We start from the raw sequence: 21037 nt of genomic DNA, 5'->3' as shown, positions 1-21037 counted from the left end.
CAAGTCTATTACACTAATTGCGTCTTGATATCTTGATATAGTTTTTTCAATCGCCATACTGACATGTCGATAAGTGGCTCAAACATAAAACTGTTAAGGTGTATGTTTTCAGGAGTTATTAGATTTACCTCTTTAATAAGTAACTGTATGTCGTTAATTGGAGAGCATCGTTCTTCAAATTTCTTTGTGAGTGCAGAAGTCTGATTTGATGTGATACGGTTATAGAAATTATTGAAATCATATAAGGACATTACTTGTTTAAGTTTAGATATCATATAATCTTCTGCTTTTAACCTTATGCCAGCAGCAAAAACTATCTTGTTTTCAATATATATTTCATCAAGAACTGGTTGATTGCAGAGAGCTTCTGCCGTGTTGTAAATGTAATTTTTTATGTTGAAATCAGTATTTACTACTGGCAAATTATGTATATCCATATTGTTACGAACGATTTGTACAATGTCGTTTACTGTCAAATTTTCCGTGTCAGTTTTAACATGTAGACACGAAGTTAATTTTAAATAGTCAGACTTAGATGGATCTATAGTAGTATCTTTGGTATATTCAATGAGGTTACGCACCAAGGGGATTAAAGCGATAAAGAATTCAGGTTTATCCGCATGGCTCTTTATGAGTTTAAATGGTTCTCTCAAATATTCAGCCTGATGAAATTTAATTTCATCATTAGCTTCCTTATAGGCCATGTATGTGCTATTTCTTTTAACTCTCAGACGGGATGATATTGTTCGATAAAAATCAAAATTGTGGGTAAGGATTATCATCTTGAATCTTGCGTCATCTTTCAAATCGCAAAGGTATTCAACTATCGCGTATTTATTCTTGTAGTCAAACGAATCTGAGATGTCATCAAATACAAGAATATGCTCTTGCCCTCCATCGTGTTTCATCTTTTCGATAGCAAAGAGCAGTTGTAGAGTATAGAATGCCCTCAGTTCCCCTTTACTTAGAACGACTTCTTCCAAAACTTTTGACTCAACTGCTTTTTGGCCAGCTTGAGTGCTGTATTCAAAAGATAATGCTGCCGCTTCCTCATTAAGTAAAAGGTCGGTCTGATTCTTGATTTTTACTTCAAAGGGAACCGAGAACCTTTTATTGAAAATACTTATTGTCTTTTCCCAAGCAGATCTTTGCCCTGCCGCTTGTTGAAGCACAGAGTCTAATGTGGGTTTGGCTTCTTGATAAGCCGTTAATAGGTCAACGGCCTTATCCTTAAATTTGGCAAAATACCCTTTCCATACTTCTTTGTGAAAATTGTCATAGTCAAGTAATTTATCTACCAAATCTGGTTGGTTTTCAATTATCTCTTTGAACTGTCGCAAAGATTCGTTTGCGCTGGCTTTTTTATCAATCTTTTCAAATGCTTTTTTGACTGCGACATCGTTAAGAATGCCAGAAAGCTCGTCACTTATTAAATTTGCAAGCGAGGCTGCAGAATCAATTGTGGTTTCATCATCACCCAATACAATTTTATGGCTGACTTCGAAGAATGCATTATCTGCAACAGATTTAGATAACTCAGAGGCTTGGTAAGTGCCAAATGTTTTGCCATTTTTCTGCCTGAATAGTTTCGAAGATTGTAATATGGCTTGGTATTTATCGGAATAATCTTTTAAGGCCTCATGATTAGAATCAATGAATGCTTTGACCTTACCATCTTTATCAAATATGCTATTATATTTAAAATTATAGCATATCTCGCTTCCAGCAACCTCAGCCATCACTTCCTCAAACTTGCTATAGAAAAGGCTCGGCTTGCTTTCACAGAATGTTCGAACAAATTCTGGTATAATATCAGTGCTTCTTGCGTGGTCGCTAATGTCCTTGAACAAGGTTTTCTGTTTTTCAGACAAGGTTTTTAGGATATTATCATATTGCTGCTTCAATACAATGTCAGCAAGAAACGATGTGATGTTCTTTGGTGTTTCCGAATCAGGCTCTTCACAATTTGATACATATATTGAGGCAGGTAATATGACATTGCCATGTTCATCCTTTATATCTATATTCCCAGCAACATCTGCTACTACATCCTTGACTTTGTCAGCTTTCCCTTGCCCATATAATTGTAGTGTTTTAGCAAAGGAGGTCTTCATTAAACCGTTGGGTGAATAAATAAGCACCGCATTCTCACCTTCGAAAGTCAATTCTTGTGAAAGTTTTGTAATGCCAAAGCAGTGTTCTAAGTTTAAGTTTATTTTATTCATTTTTTAATACATGTCATTACGATATAACCTATTACAAAGGTAAGGGTATATCGTAAGAAAAAAGAATTTTCTCTCTTGATTTTTTCCTTAAGCCGTCATTGGGGCAGCTTTTTGTTTTTGTGTATTCTATTCTTATGATAAAATGCAGTCTCCGAAGACTGCGTTTTTTGTTTTCGCCCCGCTTCTCCGCCTGCACATCCTCCACTTATGCCCATGTATCATGTCGGGATCGGTTGTTCGTAGTCAGCGGCAAAGGTAGTTCCGGGCTTCTACGGACAAAAAAGGTCGGTGCGGCAAGCCGTTTAGACGATAATCTCCACACTTCCATTTCATTACAGGTAGTATTCTTGCCCTAAAGCTTGTTGTCCTTGCCCCCTACCTCTTTGTTGCCTCGAAACGAAAACGACCGACCCGATGGAAAGACGCATAAAAATGTCGGATATGCGAGAAGTAGGGAAAAATGGAATGGAAACTCAACTCCCTCTCCTCCTGAATCCGCATAAAATCAAAAAAATCAGACAAGATGAAACTGAGATATAAAATATCAATTCGGGTAGCACTTGCATTCGCAGCCCCTCTCCTTTGTGGCGGAAGCGTTTGGCTTTACCCGGCAGGTACATATAACTAAACACCTAATTATCAATCCATTACCACCGCAAACTTATTCTTCAATTGAAATTATCATTCTGTTCATATTTGAAATTCTTATGTGACAACAGAAGTAACTTTGGAGAATGTCAAACTGACATGAGAACTGTCAAGATAAGATAAGATGTTCAAAAAATAGCCTGTCTTCAACATTGGCAAAGTATTTGTATATACTATATTATGTAGCAGGCTTCCTTATCTTCCCCTGTAATCTGAAGAATTTAGTATGGTATAGAGCTGCTTACCAATGAGATCACCCCAAGTACAAAACAGTAGTCGTAATGTTTAACAAATAATTTCATGAATAATGGCTTTATTTTTCTTGAGTTATGATTTGCGTAATAAAAGAGATTATCAGCCCCTATATGATGAGCTTAAAAAGTTTAATGCAGTTAGAATGCTTGAATCTTGTTGGTGCTTTAAGCGTATTAACACTAATGCAAAAGGCTTAAGAGACTATTTTAAGGAATTCGTTGATGAGGATGATGGACTTTTGGTATCGCAAGTAGCAGAAATAGATGGAGTTTATCAATGGGCTGGTTTGAATCTTGACGGAAACCCAAATGAGCTTTAATGAAGAACTCCCGAGTTAATAACGGCAACCTGAAACATGTTGCCACTAAGAACAGAAAGGAGGTAAATATGGCAGGCAAGAACATTCATGTTGTTCGTGATGGCGACCAATGGAAGGTAAAGCAAGAAAATGCTCAACGTAGTTCTGGTAATTTCAGAACACAGCAAGAAGCATTTGAACGTGCTCGTGAAATCGCGATTAAGAACAGTCAAGAAGTTGCTATACACGGATTAGATGGACGTATTCGTGAAAAGCATAGCTACGGCAATGACCCATACCCACCAGAAGGGTAATACCGAGATTTAGAACGTGCCCTGACAAGCTGCAACTTTGTCGGGGTTTATTTTTCTCAATCCCCTATTCTGTCACATATAGACGCATAACAACTGGAAATGCTGTATTCCTCTTTTCAAAGTTTAACCGAAAGCGACCATTAGAGATTTTTGAGAACAAAAAAACACAAAGAATCTCTATGAGACCTCTGCAAAACTCCTTACGAGAGATCTCAAACATATAACTTATTGATAAACAATTTTATTTTAGACTAAATAGCGTTTTGCAAAGGTCTTTCTATGTCTTCTATAAATACAGGTTGATCATTAATTTTTATGCGCACAAGCAACTGATTTAGTTGCAAAAGAAAGAGAATTTTTCCAATGACCAATTGGGGTTTAATATTTCAGATATTATAAATCATACAAATTCACATTAAATATCCTTGTCGCCCGACTCTATATTCAAGTAATAGAAAAGTTACGATAAAAATAGATTTCATTTTCTGTTTAATGGTTCTACATCTACTTGTAAGATAGTGTATGCACATCTTGTTTTATTTCTTTGAAGAAGCAGATAGGGAAATGCCTCTTTAAAGGAATAGATTTCCATGTGGGCATATCGTTGGATGTTTCGATAATGGAACAGGACCTTACTTGGTGGGATATTTGCCTCCTTGCCGAAGTATCGGAAAACATGATGGGGTTTATACTTGCATGCGTCCTTCCACATGTCTCCCATTGTACACTTGTGCAAGTATATACGGAACTGTTGCCCCATGCCCATTCACATTCCTATTTCCATATACTTGGTTGCTTGTTCAAACAGATACAAACAGGTGTTTAGGCTTGGGGAAGTTGGCATATCCTACTAATAAGTACCTGTCTGACGGGGCAAATATAGATGCCTTCCAAGCTAATCCCCTCCTTTTACTAAGTACCCCAATTCGGGATAAGCAGTACTTCTTTTTCCTCAAAAAAGTTTCAATAAAAGCCTAAAAAGAGGATTGTTTTTTGTATATTTACTGTTGAAAATCAATCATATAACAAAATAACAATCCTCATGAAACTTGTCAGCAAAGTTACGGAAATATATTGTATTGCAGATGATTTCTGCAAAGAATATCATTTAGAATTGAACAAAACCTCTCTTTCGCTCTCAAATCCCTCTGCCAATAGTCCAAAACATCGCAAGAGAAAAGGACGAATGAGTGATGCTGAAATGATCACAATTCTTATATTGTTTCACAGCAATACATTTCGGAATTTCAAACATTTCTATCTCTTCTATGTTTGCCGAGAACTAAAAAAAGAGTTTCCCAATCTACTCTCCTATACACGCTTTGTTGAGCGTATGCCTCGTGTTGCAATCCCCCTTTTGCTCTTTCTCAAACTGGGATTAATGGGAGAATGCACAGGGATAACCTTTATCGATTCCACACGTATTCCAGTGTGCGAAAACAAGAGACAATCCCGTAATCGCGTATTCAAAGGGTACGCCCAGAAGGGGAAAAGTACTATGGGATGGTACTATGGATTCAAACTTCATCTTTTGTGTAATGAACGAGACGAATTACTCAATTTTGCACTAACCCGAACCAATGTAGACGACCGTAACCCAAAAGTATTCAACGATTTGACGAAGGATTTATTTGGAAAATTATATGCCGATAAAGGGTATATTTCTCAATCACTTTTTGCTTCACTCTTTGACAGAGGTGTACATATCGTAACAGGGATACGGACTAATATGAAGAACAGATTAATGGATGTGCATGATAAAATCATGCTTCGCAAGAGAAGTATCATAGAGACTATCAATGATATGTTGAAGAACGTTGCACAGATAGTTCACACACGCCATAGAAGTATCGCTAATTTCATCGTTAACCTTTTAGCTGGCATAGCTGCATATGCTTTCTACGACACCAAACCTTCCATCAATATGGAGTTTGAGAGGGATGCAAAGCAGAGTGTAAAACAGCTTACTTTATTCTAACCTATAATTTGCGTGAAACAATTATACTTCGGTTTTAGGTCAAGGCCGAAAGGATGCGTGTGCGGTTTAAGAAACTCATGAAAGAGCGTTTCTTAAACCGAATTGGGGTTAAGTGCGTACTTGTGGCTTCGATTTGGTTAATTGTGGCTTCGTCTCTCTTAATGGCTTTGGGGACAAGAGGTCGTAACTTTGCAGCAAGCGATAAGCCGGTATTTCATGGCTTTGAAACATACATTTCGAGAAGATAAAGCACCGCCTTTCGAGGCGGATTTATTTGCGTCGGAGCAAATAGCAAGGTATGTTTTATGCAGCATGACTTCGTTTTTGCAGCATAAAACCTTTGCTCTCCAAGAGAGCTGAAAAAACTCCGAAGTCGTTTTTCTTGAAAGAGAAAATGTCATATTTCGAATGCTGGTTATGCCGTAAAATACTAAAATCCAAAGTAAGAAATGAAAATGAAGAAAATTCGGAGCGCACGCTCCAAAGAGAAGACAGAAAAGCGTGTCTCGGTCAATTTCACGCCGACAGAATACGCCCATTTCCTCACGATGAAAGAGGAAAGCGGTGTACCAAGTCTGTCATTATTCATCAAGGCAAGAATCTTTAATGAGACTTTTCGGGTGATAAAAGTGGATCGTTCGTTGCTTGACTATTATCAAAAGCTGACGACTTTGTATGGACAATTCCGCAGTGTGGGAGTCAATTACAACCAGACAGTAGTTGCAATGAAGAGCAACTTTACAGAGAAGAAAGCCTTTGCAATGCTCACAAAGTTGGAGAAACTGACGCTTGAACTGGCAATAATCGGAGGTGAAATCGTGCAATTGACTCGTGAATTCCAAGAGAAATGGCAACATCGGCAGTAACCATTTTACATTGTACTGTTCTTTATGGATGAAAAAATCAGGCTTCCATCTCGTTTGGGGAAGCCTGATTGATTATTTGCATGCAATTACCGTTTTTTGAATTTTCCACCTTTCAGGTCGCTCTCTACCATTCGTTTGTTCAGTTTCTCTCGGAGTTCGTCAAGGAAATATGTGCGACTGTCGTCCTTGCGATTTTTCATGTTCATATAGACGTTGTAGCAGTTCTTGATTTCTACTCCGAAGATTTCGGAAATGACGTCTGCCAGTTCCTCTACACCGATTTCTCCGTTGTTAATACAATCGCAAGTGTCAAAAGCATAGAGTAGTTCTACCAAATCAATGACCTTTCCTGTCCAATGGAACTTCTTAGCAGATTTGATGGGCAAAGCAGGAAGAATCCCCTGCATTCGCATATTCAACAGTTCCAGTTCTGTATCAATGACAGACAATAGCTCTGCCACATTTTTCCCCCGCCCTATCCGATGAGGGTTTCTCTTGCAGAGATTGCAATCGGAAACGGGTATAACGAAGAATACGGAGTATAAAAATGTTATCGTTCTCTTCCGTGTTCAATTTAATGATCTCTTTTATCAAGTTATCAGTTGCATTCCGCTGCTCGTCAGCGGACGATTCATTCGAAGAGAGTACTCTGAATGAAAATGTCTTAACTAATCTTTCCATATGCATTCGATTTTGAATTGTTGATTGGTATATAGCAAAGTCAACTATCATGTCATGAGCCTTTTGTAGAAATCTTCTTTGTAAGTATTGCCGATACCGATTTCATATTTTCCGATGAATACGTCGTTGGTGTCGAACGATTCTATTTTCTCTAAGTTCACAACATAGGATTTGTTGATGCGGAAGAAAACAGACGGAGGCAGAAGTTCATGGATAGTGCGCAGGTACATCTTGGTAATGATGCGTCGATTTTCTGTTTGTATGATTACATAATCCTTTAAGCCTTCTATAAAGAGGATGTCGTCATATCTGATTTTGAAATATCTACGCTCTGATTTCACGAAGAAGAAATCCACATCTGCCTCCACACTTTCTTTCTCTGCATTGATGAGTAGGGTGTGATAGGCAGAAACCTTTTCCACTGCTTTACGGAAACGTTCTTCCTCGATGGGTTTGACGAGGTAATCGGTAGCGTTTACCTCATAGCTGTCCAATGCGTATTCAGAATAGGCTGTGGTAAAAACGACAAGTGTTTGTTGTGGGATTTTACGGGCAAAATCAAGCCCGTTTGTTCCGGGCATCTCGATATCAAGGAATATTAAATCCACAGGATTATCTTTTATGTATTCAGTCGCAGATTCTGCAGACTCAAAATTGCCGACAAGTTCCAGCATTGGACTCTTGCGTACCAACCTTTCCAATCCTTCTCGGGCGATAGGTTCATCATCGACGATAATACATTTTATAGGTTCACACATAAGCATACAGTATATTTATTTTCTTCTTCCGTAATGGATAAGGTATAAGACTTTCCGAATAGCAATTCTAGTCTCCGTTTGATGTTTTTCAACCCCAAACCTCCGTAATGATTCGATGTACGAGAAGCGGCCTTGGTGTTTTCGCACTGGAAGTGCAGTTGGTTTCCGGATGCGGCAAACGTGATGTGTATGTTTGTCTTTCCTTTGACTTCAACACTATGCTTGACCGCGTTTTCTACAAAGGGAATAAACAGTAATGGATATATAGATATATCTTCCACCACGCCCTCTGTCTTGATTTCGTAATACAAGTTTCCACGACGTGTACTTTCCAGTTCCAAATAGTCATGCAAGAAGGAAATTTCATTCCGTATCAGAACTTTTTCTTGCGAAGATTCGGACAACTGATAGCCCAACAAATTTTCAAGCCGGGAAAGAATGGCATATGCCAGTTGTGGTTCTTGCTCTGCTTTAATGTTGGCATTATTGAGCGTGTTGAAAAGAAAGTGCGGATTTATCTGGCTTTTCAGTTGTTGCAATTCTGTTTCTGCCGTCGTCTTTTCCAATTCCGATACTCGACGGCTGTTTTCAGCCCAGCAACGAAACTGTGGTACTACTGAAGTAGAGGCTATCGTCAATCCCAACAATAACATATTTCCCGCGATATTGAAACAAAGAGAGGTCAGCCTGTAACTTTTGGGAACATCGTACAGGGTATTTTGCACCAGTATGATAAAAAGCATCAACAGAAATACGCACAAACCGATGGAAGCGAAATATCCTGACAATTTATTGCGCAATAGGAAACGAGGAACCAGCAGGCGGGCGTTGGTATATACGGTGCAGGTGAAGACAATGAAATATGCCATCCATTCGTAAAACCTTGCATTCGTGAGCCGTCCGTGTACACTGCCAGTGTTATAGACCATTTCCATTGTCAAAACAACTATAATGCAAAGTAAAAGCAGGTTTCCCATTCTATGGAATCCTCCTGTTTGGATTTGTGTTCCAATCTTTTTATTTATCTCTTTCAATAATGCCATTCGATTCTTTATGTTTATTAATTTCCAAAAACTTTATCGGAAAATTTCTTGGAAAGCTTAGTAACTTTTCAAACTCGTTTTGTGTGAAGCGTTTTCTGGTCTTCTTGAGATGGTAAAAATGCGCTTACCCGTTTTGGGAGGATTGCTATTGTTTGTACAGGTACAGACAAGCGTGTCGGCGCATATTTCAATCTCAATTTCCATTCGGTCTTTTCCCGGTGAATTGAATAGATGTTCTTCTACAAACGATAGTAACGTCAATGGAGAAATAAAACAAATACCAGTCCTCATTTGGCAAGAGAGTGTGAAATCGGTGAGAGTCCCGCACTTCTTTTCCAAATTCAGGTAGTCTTTAAGGATTTTGATTTCGGAATTGAGTGGTACAACCAGATTGCTGCAATCGTATAGGCGATAGCGTACAATCCGGCTCAGTGTCAATAATAGCGGAGATACTTCCGGGGGTTCGGTCAGGCATAGTGCAGTTGCTTTTTTCAATTTAGCCAAAAGAAATTCCGATCCGATATTGTTTCTCAAATTTTCCAACTCAACGGTTAGCCTGCGAGTTCCGATTTGTTCCTCCATCTCAGTCATTTGAATCCAATGTTTGTAAAAGACGATTACAGTAATACTCGTCACCGACAATGTCAGTACCGAGAAATCGGAGAAGAAATCGACTGCTTTATTGCGTCCGTCAGAAAAAAAAGAATATGGACCGAAAGGTATTTGATACTTAAAATGAATGTAATACTCCAAGCCGATATGCGCTATCACGAATGTGAATATTGCAGCGAGCAAGACAGCTGCATATTGCACATACCTTTCTTGTTGTAGCAATTTAGGAATGAAGATGTACATATTCAGATATATCAGCAACAGATAAGCTACTATATGTGCAAATATAATATCACAAACATCTCCACCTCGAATCTGTTCTCCATAGGTAATAAAAATATGGTTTGTGGAGATAATGCCTATGGAGATGATAAGCAGGAAATGGCGAGTCCATCTGTATTTCTTCTCCATAAGAAAATCATATAATACGCTTTGTTTCTTTCTCTCTTGCATATATATACTATTACTTTTTTGCCAAGTCTTCCATTATTTCAAAACACAATGCGTCTACATTTTTCGCATGAGGATGCAGAAAAGAAACATTGGAAAGAATAATGACTCCACTCTTTTCATTCATATCGAATACCATAGAGGAAGAAAAACCGCCCGTACCACCATTGTGCCAATATAAATCGTTTCCGTTATCTGCCTTTACGATATGCCATCCAAGTGCTACGCTAAGTTTGTCGTTTACTTTGAAAGTCGGTTTTCTTGTCATTGCAAGTTCTTTGTTGCCCATATCAAATTGAGCCTCTAAAAAACATGCCATATCGTTTGCAGAAGAAAGAATACCACCGGCTCCTAAAAACACATCCGAATCCCATATCCAATTGCCGATAGGAACACCTGTGCGGCTTATTCCTTTGACAAGACCGGTTTCTACTAATCTTGCATCTGTATATGAATTATTCATTTTGTACTTTTTGAAGATTTTATTGGAAACGAGTTCCGTGAAACTGCATTTTTCCATTTGACATAACGTATATCCCAACAAACCAGTTCCCAAATTTGAATACAGATATTCTTTCCTATCGGAAGAACAATATAATTGCAGCTGATTTCTGAGGTAATACTCTAATTCAGAGTCGCTGTATTTCTGAAAAGGATTTTCCCGCTCTGCTTTTGTACTGTCTGCCAGAAACTCTGAAAGTTGCAAATTGGAGGGATTTTCTCCCAATCCGGATGTATGATTTGACAGGCTTTCAAAAGTTATCCGCACATCATCCTTGAACGTATAAGGGTAAAATTTATTTATGTCGTCTGTCTGTTTAATCTTCCTTTCAAGTATTGCATCGGCGAGTAATGTCGCCGTAAAGACTTTTGAAATTGAGCCAATCTCAAAAACCTTATCTTTGTTTTCAATATTTCTAATCGTGTCATTTTGTTTTATCATTCCATAAAAATGGGATATCCCATTTTTTATGAGCACGATGGATAGTTGAGTTTCATTAGACAAATCCTTTGTCTTTTCAAATATTTTTCGCGTCAGGTTTTCTCTCAAACCAGTTAAATCATTTACGACATTCTGTGAAAAAGTTATTCCATGTCCAAACAGGTTTATCAAAAGAAACAGCGCGAATTTTGTTTTCATATAATCTTATGATGTATTGAACGTTATGCCTGAGCATTTATTATAATCCGTATCGTATGCCTATTGAAAAATAGGGGGATACACCGAAATGAGGGTAGTCGTCTTTGCTGCTAAAGAAAGCCTTCAATGTCCGTGAACGAAAATAAGCTTCTCTTGATGCGACAATTCCTCCGACAATAGGGATAGAAACATATTTCCCAATTCTGAACTCTGGTTGAATGCCTATATAACCATACTGCATCACGAAATACTTCTTACTGCCGTCTTTCTCTACTGCAGCCATAAGCCCTTTGGATTCCGCATGTATTCCCAGATTAAAACTCTTGCTAAGTTGTGTACTGATTTCAGCTTCGAATGTATTATACATGGATAATTTGAATTTGTATTTTCCCTCTATTTTCCAATCCAGATATAAGGACGGAAAAATCATTGGATACCCCAGCGCATTATTCAACGCAATACCGGCTCCCCAATCCAAATTCTTGTTTGCGTGTCTGATAAATAATACACCTCCCTGACCGAGAAACGAGCTGCCCGATATTTTGTTCAGATCGGATGTGTACATTCCAGCTCCTAAAATAGCGAGTATAGACCATTTCTCATTAAGTGGTCGCAGATGCATAACTCCCATTTGAGCATTCATAAGTTCTTTCTCTGTAAAATCCGATGGCATTTCTTTATTTTTCATGGAAGCGTATGTACCACCCAAAGCGACAATCCAAGCCGTCAGTCTCCCGTTTTCATTCTTTCTTACATATAAAGGAAGTCTCGCTGAGCCTTCAAAGGTCTGCAAGTTTCCTTCACCACCAATTTTATTACCATTCTCATCTTTATATACAGACGGAGCAATATATTCTGACTTTAATTGAATCTGGGCAAACACATTCGCTCCTCCCGAAAAGAGGAATAGCATAAAAATATATACTCTGAGCATTTTTTGTTCCATAATAGTATTATTTCAACACAAAGATATCGTATAAAACAATCAGGTTTCAAGAAAATAGACAAATTATAGGTTTTCAACATACAAAATGGGGTGTTTGAATATACTAACATTCTTCTTCATACTTAGTTCCACCATCCGTGTTTGCTATGATGCACAATTAGTGGAGAAAAAAGTATTTTCTTCTCAATGAGTTTGCTAATTATCCATTTACGGAAACTTTTGGCTTGTGGAGAAGGAAAGCGAAACGACAGCATCGTTATCATTTCAAGGTTATATAAATCCACTGCACCGCCCTTAAACGATAGCGTTTGCATCACCTCATCTTCTCTGAGCAAGCCCTCTTTGAGGATAGACTTGATGTGGCTGCTTACCTTACCGGAGAATACACCGAACAAGGTGGCTATTTCGCAAGCCGACATCCAAACGGGAGTTGTCGGGATATGTACTTTTCCGTTCTCTCCAATGGTTATGATTTCTCTTTTCATAGTAATTCAATATTCATTGTTTTTTCTTCTTTCGATTAACCTATCCATATCCTCTGCAATCTTCTTCTCGGAAATCTTCGCATAGGTCTGCGTGCTGGTGATGGAGGCGTGTCCCATCATCTTTGCGATACTCTCCGTACAAATCCCCTCGGAAATCAAAAACGAGCCGAAGCTGTGTCGGGCTTGATGGTAGGAGAGGTTCTCCTTTCGCCCGATGATGACACCGAGTTCGTGTATCTCAAACCACATCATGTCTCTGCTTGGCAAAGGGAAGACCGGCTGCGTATCATCGGTCGTATTGTACAAATCAAGTGTCTGCTCCGCTATCGGATGCAGGGGAATGAATGACTCTACTTTCGTCTTCTTACGGTTGATGCGAATGTATCTTCTATTGTCGGCAGTCCGCCTGATATGGTGCGGATACAGCAGTTGGGTATCGACATAGGCGAGTCCCGTAAAACAGGAGAAGATAAAAGTCCGTCGAGCCAATTCCTTCAAAGGGGCATTGACGGGCAGTTTCAGTTCCAGCAGTTGTTTGAGTTCCGCCCTGCTGATGTGCATCCGCTTGGAGGGTGGTTTCTTCTCATACTCCAGTTCTTCCAAAGGATTGGCACGGATGATCTCATGGTCTACGGCAAGATACATCAGTCTGTTCAGCCAACAAAGGCAATGGTTGGTCTGCAATGCCCCGAAGTTCTTATATCGCTTCAGGTAGACCTTGTATTCCCGTCCGAATTCTTCGGTGATATCCGAAAAGGCAATATCCGTCTTACCTTTCGAGTCCAAGAACTCACGGATATAGCTCTGGTAATACCGTGAGCTTCTGTAAGCCGAAGTGGAGTCGATTTCCTTGGAGCGGACGGCAAGGCGTTCCCGTTCCCTTTCTCCCATTTTGAGCAGATGGGTAGGAATGACCGCATGACCTGCAATTTTGTTTTTCAATAGTTCGGCACTGACCACACCCTGCTCTTTGAGCATTTCATCATAGAGCTGCTCCGCATGCTTGCGGAACTCTTTCAGGCGATTGTTCGTCCGCACCTCTACGGTCTCCGCCTTTTTGGCATTCCACTGTTTGGGATTGCAGGAGATGCCGGTGGTTATCGCCGTACTTTTCCCGTCAATGGAGATTCGGCAGAGTACGGCGGTCGTGCCGTCTGCGCGGACTTTGCTTCGGTTGATGTATAACAATAAAGAAAATGTGCTACGCATAATTCGTTTGTTATCTATGGGGTGTTTATAATATGAGTTTCAAATCCTTTGTCGCTTCGATGTATTTGTCCATATCCTCGAAAAGCTTCTTGGGCGTAACCTTCGCATACACCTGAGTAGTTTGCAGGTTGGAATGCCCCAGCATCTTGCAGATGGTCTCGATAGGAACGCCGGCTTCCAAGGTAATCAGCGATGCAAACGAGTGCCTGCCGGCATGGTAGGTCAGGTCTTCCTTGATGTCGGCAAGGACAGCCAGACATTTCATGAGGCGGCGCATATTGGGATAGTGCAACATCGGGAAGAGAGTCTGACGGTCGTCATCCCTGTATTTCTCTATCAAGGCAAGGGCTTCGGGCAGCAGCTTGACACAGGCACGAAGCTCGTTTTTCTTGCGGCGGTATTTGAGCCACAGACTGCCATTGTCATCCGTGAACAGATTGTCACGTGTAACGGAAACGGCATCGGCGTAGGCTGTTCCCGTATAGCAGGCAAAGAGAAAGAGATCTCTTGCCAAGATATGGGAAGTGCGATGTTCTGGGATTTCTAAGTTACGGATTTTCTCAAAGGATTCCCGGCTTAGGGCTTTCGGTGTTTTCTCCTTTTGTTGGGGAAGGCTGAAGTGGGCGAAGAAGCATCTGTCGGCATGTCCCTCCTTGTAGGCTTTTCGGCATACCTTCTTGACGATAGCCAGATAGTGCCGGCAGGTATCTATGGCAAGTCCTTTATCATCCAAGATGAAACTCTGATAGTCATGAATGAACTGCTCCGTCATCTGACCGAAAGCAACGTCTTTGGTGCGAAACTCCTTTTCGATGAACTCTGCCAAGGTTCTCCGGGTATAGATATAGGCAGGATAAGTTCCCTTTGCACGGTCTATCCCGATGCGCTTCCTCAAATCCTCGCAGACAATGTCCGTCATCTCCAACAGGGTCATCTGTGTTCCGAGACTTCCTTGAAACAGATTCTTGACGCCTTCTGCATCAAAATCGACCTTACGTTCCACCAAGGTATCGAATGCCGCATGGATGGAGAGCAGCAGCTTGTCCAATTTGGCATTGACCTCTACGGCTTCATTGCTCTTGCCGTTCAACCGACTTTCACGAGGATTCCATAAATCGGGTGTGCAGGAGATTTTGCAACTGAACTGCACCATTGAACGATTGACTGTAATACGTCCCATAATGGGAGCCTTGCCCGACTTGTCGGGTCTGCTCTTTTTGAGGTAGAGCAACACTTTGAATTTTTCTATTTTCATACGCTTTAATTTTATGGGCAAAATTACCCGTTGTTAAAGCATCCTTTGACAAGCAAAACATTGATAAACAGACAGAAAGAAACGAGATGAGAAAAAATCTTCCAATAATCGTTACCTCAGTTTGTTCGGGAAACAACAGGATAACGGTTTGGTAACTGAAAGGTCTCAATATCCCACACAGTTCTGCCTACCTCTATCTGTTGCAGAATATAGAAAAACGATTAATTCACAACCAGTTACCTTATTTATACCTATGTTCCTCTTACACTTGCTTATGCTTGTATTTACCATACTGCAAGGCATACGTTCGGCACGATGAGTTTGAGTGCCGGCATTCCCATAGAGAGCATTGCCAAGATGATGGGACACGCATCTATCGCCAGCACACAAATCTATGCGCAGGTAACCGATAATAAGATTTCGGAGGATATGGACAGACTGATAAGAAAATATCAAAAGGAGAAAGCAAAGGAGGAAGCAATATGAACATCAATCACCATCAAACAAAAAGAGACCGTAGCTATTTTGAATGGAGCGACAATATACAAATCGTTCGCAAGGGAAATGGCGATATAGCCATGACGGAGAGTGAACTCGTAGATTTCTTCGGTGTAACATGGAAGAAACTCAATTATCACCTGCAACTGCTTCTGAAAACATCTCATCTGCACCCTGACGAAAGGAATGCAGGTGAGGAAGAAGTTTTTGTGAACGGACGACCAAAAGGCTATGCGCCGCTTTATCCGCTCTCAACCATCATCGCTTTATCTTATCAATTGGACAGTACGGAAACCCACTTGTTCAGGAAATACATCTGTCAAGAGATAAAGCATCCTACACCTATGGTAGAACAGATATTCCTATATGGACGTGGCAGTATCAATTGATACACTTTTCTCTTTCACCGATATCAACCTACGACATAACTACAAAAAATATAAAATTGTGATAGAAATAAAGTTAGAATGTAGTTAGAGAAAAACAAGCATTACAACCCTATGACTACATTCTACTTTTCTTCTTTACGTACCTTCACATGTTATTTTTATTTTGAGTATAGTCATTTCATGTATTAAAATGGAGTCAGAAACTGTACTTCATCTTCACCCACGCTTCGGAGTTCTTACCATACATGGCAAACTTGCCTTTGTTGGCATGGAAATAGTCGTAGCCGACGGTTAGTTCTATATCGTCGTTGAGAGAATAGGAGGCGGAAAGGCGGTTGAAGATGCCGCCGTTTGCCACATCGATGTAGGCAAAGGTGGAGAGTTTCAGCGTGTTGTGCAGCAGTTCCTTTGAGAGTCTTGCTGTGGCAAGCCCAGCATTGCGATAGACGGAGAGCGCTGCGAGATTGCCCGATGTGTATTTATGATAATACTGCACGCTGATGTTCCAGTCGTTACCCGGATACCAGTCTACCCCTGCAAGGGCATTGAGTGTGTTGCGCCGCACGGCATTCTGCCCCAAGCCACGTCCTTGTGCCTCGCCTATGTACTCGGCGACTTCGGCGCGGAGGACAAACTGACCGACGGGCAATGAGCAGTCGGCACCCAACATCGTCATACGGCGGTACTGTCCGTTGATGTGGAGCGTCCTTCCATCGCCCGACAGGGCAGGGCAAAGGGCGGGCAGCTTGTTCCACGTCCGCAAGGCACTCACGGAGAAGTCTATTCCGCAGAGATTGACGCTTGCCCGTCCGCCAAATTCCATATTCTTGATTTTCTTCTCCGGCTTGCCGCTTTCCAAGTCGGTGGTGTAAGGCTGTGGTGCAGACGGCAGGCGTATCGCCCACGGATTGCGCTCTTCTGTCGGCAACACGAAGAAGTCTGCCACAGGATTGCACACGGCTTCAAGGGTGACCGAACCTCTTGTGTATTTTGCACGCAGCCCGTTGACGGGCATGCGAATGTCGTCGTAGTCTTGTGCGAGAAACTCTGTATAGTCAAACGGCGACACGCAATCGGTAACGCGTAGTGCATCCGCCACGCCCCATACGACAATCTGCCGCCCCACACGCAGGTCGAAGTTGCCCTTTGCATAAGAGAGATAAGCCTCGCGCAATTCCAGTCCTGTGCGTTCTTTCAATATTCCGTTGTAGGTGGCGTTCAGAGATAGGAAGAGCGAAGCCGCCCCTTTCTCGAGTTTGAGTTCTCCCCGCGCCCGAGTCCGCGAAGCCATCCAGTCGGCACGTCCCTCCGTCCTGACGGCATGGTAGATGTCAAGAAAACCTTTCACCTGCACATGCAAGGCATTATCGTCCGATGCTTCGACCGTTTCCTGTGGAGTGCATTCCGAACCGATGGTGTCGCTATCGGCCGGCAATGTATTATCGATTTGGGCTGCTGCCTGCACCGAGAGTATCGGCACAAGCAAGAGCATAAATAGTTTCATATCAGAGTCCTTTCTCCAGTTGGGAAACAGTGAAAAGGTTAGGCGATTGCTTTATGTTGAACTTCTGATTGTCCATACGGATAATGGTTTTGTGTCCCGTCTGTACATTCTCCATCTGCATAAGGTGCATCGTCCAGAAGCCCTGCACTTTATTTATGTTGGAAATCGTGAGCCTACGGTGCAGCTTGTTCAGCTTATCGTAGTATTCCGCCTTTACCGCCATCAGGCAGTCCTGTCGAACCCAGGTGACGCGGCGTGTGTAAATCTCATCCTTGTCGTTGGGTACCGACTCTACCACCCAACATTTTTGACCGCCCAACATTTCTTCGCGCAGAAGCGTATGCTTCTCTTCGTCCACGCTGCGGGCGCTCATATCGTTGTAGGTAAAGTCGCTGCCCATGAAATAATCGGTTTTTGACGACTTTCCACTGATGCGCCTCGTCTTTTTCATTGCCGGAAGATAGAGCCACTTGTCGTCCACCTTGGCGGTATTGTCGTAGTCCCAAGTGAGGAATCCCGTACCCTTCACGTCGCCGGGATAGGTGAAGAACATGATTTTCTTCGTATCATTGCCTATGTCCATTGCCCACGATTCGAGTTTCCTCACACGCTTATGGCCGCTCTTCTGGATGAGCGTCATTTCGATGGTGGCATAACGTGTGTCACCGTCTGCGCGGTTTCTTACTTTCTGCATGATGTCTCTGCCCGACAGCCCTGCTGCCTGCGCGCCGCACACCGCCAGTATGGAGATGAGCAGCAATGTGAAATGTTTTGTTTTCATATCGTTATATTTTATGGTGTTTTGTTATTACTAAGGAAGTTCATTTACCGCTTCCGAGGAAGTCCGCTTATCATTCCCGAATACACGGAGATACTTGAAAAGAATTGGCGCGAGAAAGAGGTCTGCCAGCAGTGCCGACATCATACCGGCCACAGCCAGAATGCCCCAATTGCGCATCTGTGTGCCGTCGGAGAAGACGAAGCCTGTAAACGTAGCCGAGATGACGACTGTGGACATGACGATGGCGAGTCCTTCGGTGCGGAAGGTTTGGTTGATGGCTTCTGCATAATTGCCGCACCTGTCATATGCCACATGGCTGTGGTTGATGAAGTGGATGGTGTCATCGACGGCAATACCCAAGACCATCGGAATGAGCGAGGCTGTCATCATATCGAGCGGATAGCCCAACCAACCCATCATACCGCCCACGATGATGGCGGGGGCAATATTCGGTATCATACCCACAAGCCCTACTTTCCAGTTGCCGAAGACAAGGACGAGGATAACGCCTATGACCAATACCGACAACAGCATCGACCACATCTGCCCGCGCTCCACATACTGCTGCATCACGGTGAACTGCGGTATACTGCCCACCACCGAGACGTGTGCGCCGGGAAAGAGTTTGCGCGCCTCCGCCTGCAAGTCGTTCATTTCCTTTTCCGCCTCGTTGGAGTTGTAGTCTTTCATCTCCAACTGCAACCGCAGCCGCTTGTAGTCGTAATCCATCCAGTATTCCGACTCCGTACCGCCCGCATTCTCATAGAGCAACAGCAACTGCGCCACCATATCGGCATTGTCGGGAATACGGTAGAACTGCTGCTTGTTGCCGTTGAGCGTGCAGTTCATGTCCTTCACGATGTCGGTGATGGAATTGTGGCGTTTCGTCAGTTTGTAGCCGCCTGCAATCTCCGCCAGTTGGTCGAGTTTCTGCAAATTCTCCGGCTTCTTGGCATCGTTATCGTGCGGCAATGTAATCATAAGGTCATAGGAATATATCGAACCGAGTTCGGTTTCGCAGAGGTCGAGGAATTTCTTTACGTATGGAATCTTCCGCCCCATCGTCTTTTCGATGTCGAACGCCGGTTCGATGGAGAAGAGTCCGATACCGCAGAAGATGGTCAGCACAACCGACGAAACGACAATAGAACGATGGTTGCGTATCACAAAACTGCCGAACAGTTCGAATCGTTTGCCGATATATCCTTCAAAACTCTTCGACATATCGGCGGCAGGCTCGCGGTCCTTGCCGAACGACAATAGGATGGGTGTGAGCAGCAGGCAGGTGAGCAGCACGGCAAGCAGACAGAGCGAGGTGTTGATGCCGATGGCTCGCATCGGTACTATCTTCATTGACAGGAACGTCATCATAGCAGCCACGGTGGTAAGTCCCGACAGCAACACGCCCCAACCGGTTTCGCCTACGGCTTCCTTGATGGATTCCCTGCGCTTGCCTGTTTCTACAAACTGCGTCTTGAAGAAATTGTACAGGTGAATGTTGTAGGCGATGGAGCAGGCAAAAGTCAGTATCACGGCAATCATTGTCGTGGTCATGTCGATGTAGATGCCCGTCCAGCCGATGATGCCGAAACTGATGAGCAGTCCGAACACAGACGTGAGCAGTGGTGCAACCACGCCGCGCAACGAACGGGTTACGATGAGCATCACAACGATGGAGATGATGAAGGCAAAGAGGAATAGCCGCCCCAGTTCGCTTTTGAGATAAACGAATTTCTCGTAGCCCAGATAGGGCATTCCCGCGGCGTTGGGCGACAGTTCGGCGTATTTCGCCTTCCCGATGATGTGTCCCGCTTCTTTGCCCGTAATCATGTCGGGCGCAATGTCGCTCGTCTTTTTCCACACGCTATCTTCGGGGAACGGCCGCAATTTCACCATAATCCACGTCATCGTGCCGTCATTTGACACCATCTTCTTTGCCAAATACGGTTTGCTGTACGCTTTCTGCCGGATTACATTCAGCGAAGCGGCATCAGACGGAATCTCGTCGGGGACAATCTGTTCGATGGTCATACCCTCCTCCGTACCTACGGCAAACTCAATGTCGGTGAGCGACGTTACCTTGTCGGCATACGACAGACTGTCTTTCAGTTCGTTGCTCAGCTCGCGAATGAGCGTCAGGCTGCGTTGAGAGAAGATGTCCTTGTTTTTCACCAGCACCGCCACATAGTAGTCGTTGCCGAAGATAGACTTGAATTCATTGGTCTTGAGCAGCATCGGGTCGTCGCTCACGAAATAGTCGTCGAACGAAGTTTTCATCACGATGCGCTTCGCTCCCACAAACGAGAAGGCGATGATGACTGCGAACAACGCACCGACTATAAGACGGTGGCAGAGTATCCAGACTGCCAACTGCTTGAACTTACTGTTGATTTTTACGATTTTCATTGTTGTTTTATCTTTGTTGTTATTACTATCTCTGGACGGTTGTCTGTATTATCTCTGACCGGTCGTTATTACTATCTCTGATCGGTCGTTATTACTACCTCAGAACGATCATTATTACTATCTCTGAACGGTCGCCAAAAACCTTTAATACTTATGTGATTGGACCAATTTGTCCAACTAATTAGACTAATTTGTCCAGCTCATTGGACTCGTCTGTTCAACTTATTGGATAAACGCGTCCAATTTGCACGGTCACCATACGCGTCGTAAGCTATATGCTGTTGTGCTGTTTGCC

The 21037-nt window shown here is 42.5% G+C and carries 18 protein-coding genes and 1 pseudogene; 6 read left to right on the top strand and 13 right to left on the bottom strand.

Annotation, left to right across the window (positions count from 1 at the left end; genetic code table 11):
• Positions 1-8 precede the first annotated feature (8 nt).
• On the bottom strand, positions 9-2225 hold the full coding sequence (locus FHS60_RS01445) for a hypothetical protein (RefSeq protein WP_183694003.1): 2217 nt from the start codon (positions 2223-2225) through the stop codon (positions 9-11).
• A gap of 955 nt (positions 2226-3180) precedes the next feature.
• On the opposite strand from FHS60_RS01445, the gene FHS60_RS01440 reads away from it, so the two are divergent.
• From FHS60_RS01440 to mobA, 4 genes are all read left to right on the top strand, one after another.
• On the top strand, positions 3181-3447 hold the full coding sequence (locus FHS60_RS01440; protein WP_183694000.1) for a hypothetical protein: 267 nt from the start codon (positions 3181-3183) through the stop codon (positions 3445-3447).
• Positions 3447-3740 (top strand): DUF2188 domain-containing protein, encoded by a 294-nt coding sequence (locus FHS60_RS01435; protein ID WP_232528239.1) that lies wholly within the window; start codon positions 3447-3449, stop codon positions 3738-3740. The genes FHS60_RS01440 and FHS60_RS01435 overlap by 1 nt, the downstream gene beginning before the upstream one ends.
• Before the next feature lie 1042 nt (positions 3741-4782).
• A complete protein-coding gene (locus FHS60_RS01430; protein WP_183693997.1) occupies positions 4783-5718 on the top strand; it encodes an IS982 family transposase in 936 nt (311 codons plus the stop codon).
• A gap of 449 nt (positions 5719-6167) precedes the next feature.
• Positions 6168-6584, top strand: coding sequence for a conjugal transfer protein MobA (gene mobA, locus FHS60_RS01425; RefSeq protein ID WP_005845910.1), 417 nt, complete (start codon positions 6168-6170; stop codon positions 6582-6584).
• A gap of 86 nt (positions 6585-6670) precedes the next feature.
• Here the strand turns inward: mobA and FHS60_RS01420 are convergent, their stop codons facing one another.
• From FHS60_RS01420 to FHS60_RS01380, 9 genes are all read right to left on the bottom strand, one after another.
• Positions 6671-6997 carry an RteC domain-containing protein gene (locus tag FHS60_RS01420; RefSeq protein ID WP_232528288.1) on the bottom strand — a complete coding sequence of 109 codons (327 nt, stop codon included), beginning with the start codon at positions 6995-6997 and terminating at the stop codon, positions 6671-6673.
• 315 nt (positions 6998-7312) lie between these two features.
• A complete protein-coding gene (locus tag FHS60_RS01415; RefSeq protein ID WP_179858700.1) occupies positions 7313-8011 on the bottom strand; it encodes a LytR/AlgR family response regulator transcription factor in 699 nt (232 codons plus the stop codon).
• Positions 8008-9066, bottom strand: a complete 1059-nt coding sequence (locus tag FHS60_RS01410) for a sensor histidine kinase (RefSeq protein ID WP_183693994.1) — start codon at positions 9064-9066, stop codon at positions 8008-8010. The genes FHS60_RS01415 and FHS60_RS01410 overlap by 4 nt, the downstream gene beginning before the upstream one ends.
• Positions 9067-9123: 57 nt before the next feature.
• Entirely contained in the window at positions 9124-10131 is a 1008-nt protein-coding gene (locus tag FHS60_RS01405) for a histidine kinase (protein WP_183693991.1), read from the bottom strand.
• Positions 10132-10141: 10 nt separating this feature from the next.
• Positions 10142-11269 carry a serine hydrolase domain-containing protein gene (locus FHS60_RS01400; protein WP_183693988.1) on the bottom strand — a complete coding sequence of 376 codons (1128 nt, stop codon included), beginning with the start codon at positions 11267-11269 and terminating at the stop codon, positions 10142-10144.
• Between the two features lie 40 nt (positions 11270-11309).
• Positions 11310-12215 (bottom strand): DUF6268 family outer membrane beta-barrel protein, encoded by a 906-nt coding sequence (locus tag FHS60_RS01395; RefSeq protein WP_021663309.1) that lies wholly within the window; start codon positions 12213-12215, stop codon positions 11310-11312.
• A gap of 122 nt (positions 12216-12337) precedes the next feature.
• Complete coding sequence (locus FHS60_RS01390; protein ID WP_021663310.1) at positions 12338-12700, bottom strand: virulence RhuM family protein; 363 nt, start codon at positions 12698-12700, stop codon at positions 12338-12340.
• Positions 12701-12706: 6 nt separating this feature from the next.
• Positions 12707-13909, bottom strand: coding sequence for a site-specific integrase (locus tag FHS60_RS01385; protein ID WP_183693985.1), 1203 nt, complete (start codon positions 13907-13909; stop codon positions 12707-12709).
• Between the two features lie 25 nt (positions 13910-13934).
• The gene (locus tag FHS60_RS01380; RefSeq protein ID WP_183693982.1) at positions 13935-15164 is read right to left on the bottom strand and encodes a site-specific integrase; all 1230 of its coding nucleotides are present in this window, start codon (positions 15162-15164) and stop codon (positions 13935-13937) included.
• Positions 15165-15449: 285 nt separating this feature from the next.
• On the opposite strand from FHS60_RS01380, the pseudogene FHS60_RS01375 reads away from it, so the two are divergent.
• A pseudogene (locus tag FHS60_RS01375) lies at positions 15450-15650 on the top strand (tyrosine-type recombinase/integrase); the annotation flags it as partial.
• Entirely contained in the window at positions 15647-16051 is a 405-nt protein-coding gene (locus tag FHS60_RS01370) for a hypothetical protein (protein ID WP_183693976.1), read from the top strand. The pseudogene FHS60_RS01375 and the gene FHS60_RS01370, both read left to right, overlap by 4 nt.
• A 196-nt stretch (positions 16052-16247) precedes the next feature.
• On the opposite strand, the gene FHS60_RS01365 is transcribed toward FHS60_RS01370, so the two are convergent.
• From FHS60_RS01365 to FHS60_RS01355, 3 genes are read right to left on the bottom strand one after another with little or no spacing between them, the layout of a single operon-like run.
• Positions 16248-17555: a DUF1302 family protein gene (locus FHS60_RS01365; RefSeq protein WP_183693973.1), complete on the bottom strand. Its 1308-nt coding sequence runs from the start codon at positions 17553-17555 to the stop codon at positions 16248-16250.
• Position 17556: 1 nt separating this feature from the next.
• Positions 17557-18336, bottom strand: coding sequence for an outer membrane lipoprotein-sorting protein (locus tag FHS60_RS01360; RefSeq protein WP_183693970.1), 780 nt, complete (start codon positions 18334-18336; stop codon positions 17557-17559).
• Positions 18337-18366: 30 nt separating this feature from the next.
• A complete protein-coding gene (locus FHS60_RS01355) occupies positions 18367-20742 on the bottom strand; it encodes an efflux RND transporter permease subunit (RefSeq protein ID WP_183693967.1) in 2376 nt (791 codons plus the stop codon).
• Between the last annotated feature and the right edge of the window lie 295 nt (positions 20743-21037).

The sequence above is a fragment of the Alloprevotella rava genome, assembly GCF_014195585.1.
GTDB classification, from domain to species: Bacteria; Bacteroidota; Bacteroidia; order Bacteroidales; family Bacteroidaceae; genus Alloprevotella; species Alloprevotella rava.
Note: the sequence above shows the minus strand (reverse complement) of the source record. Positions and strands in the feature narration are given on the sequence as shown.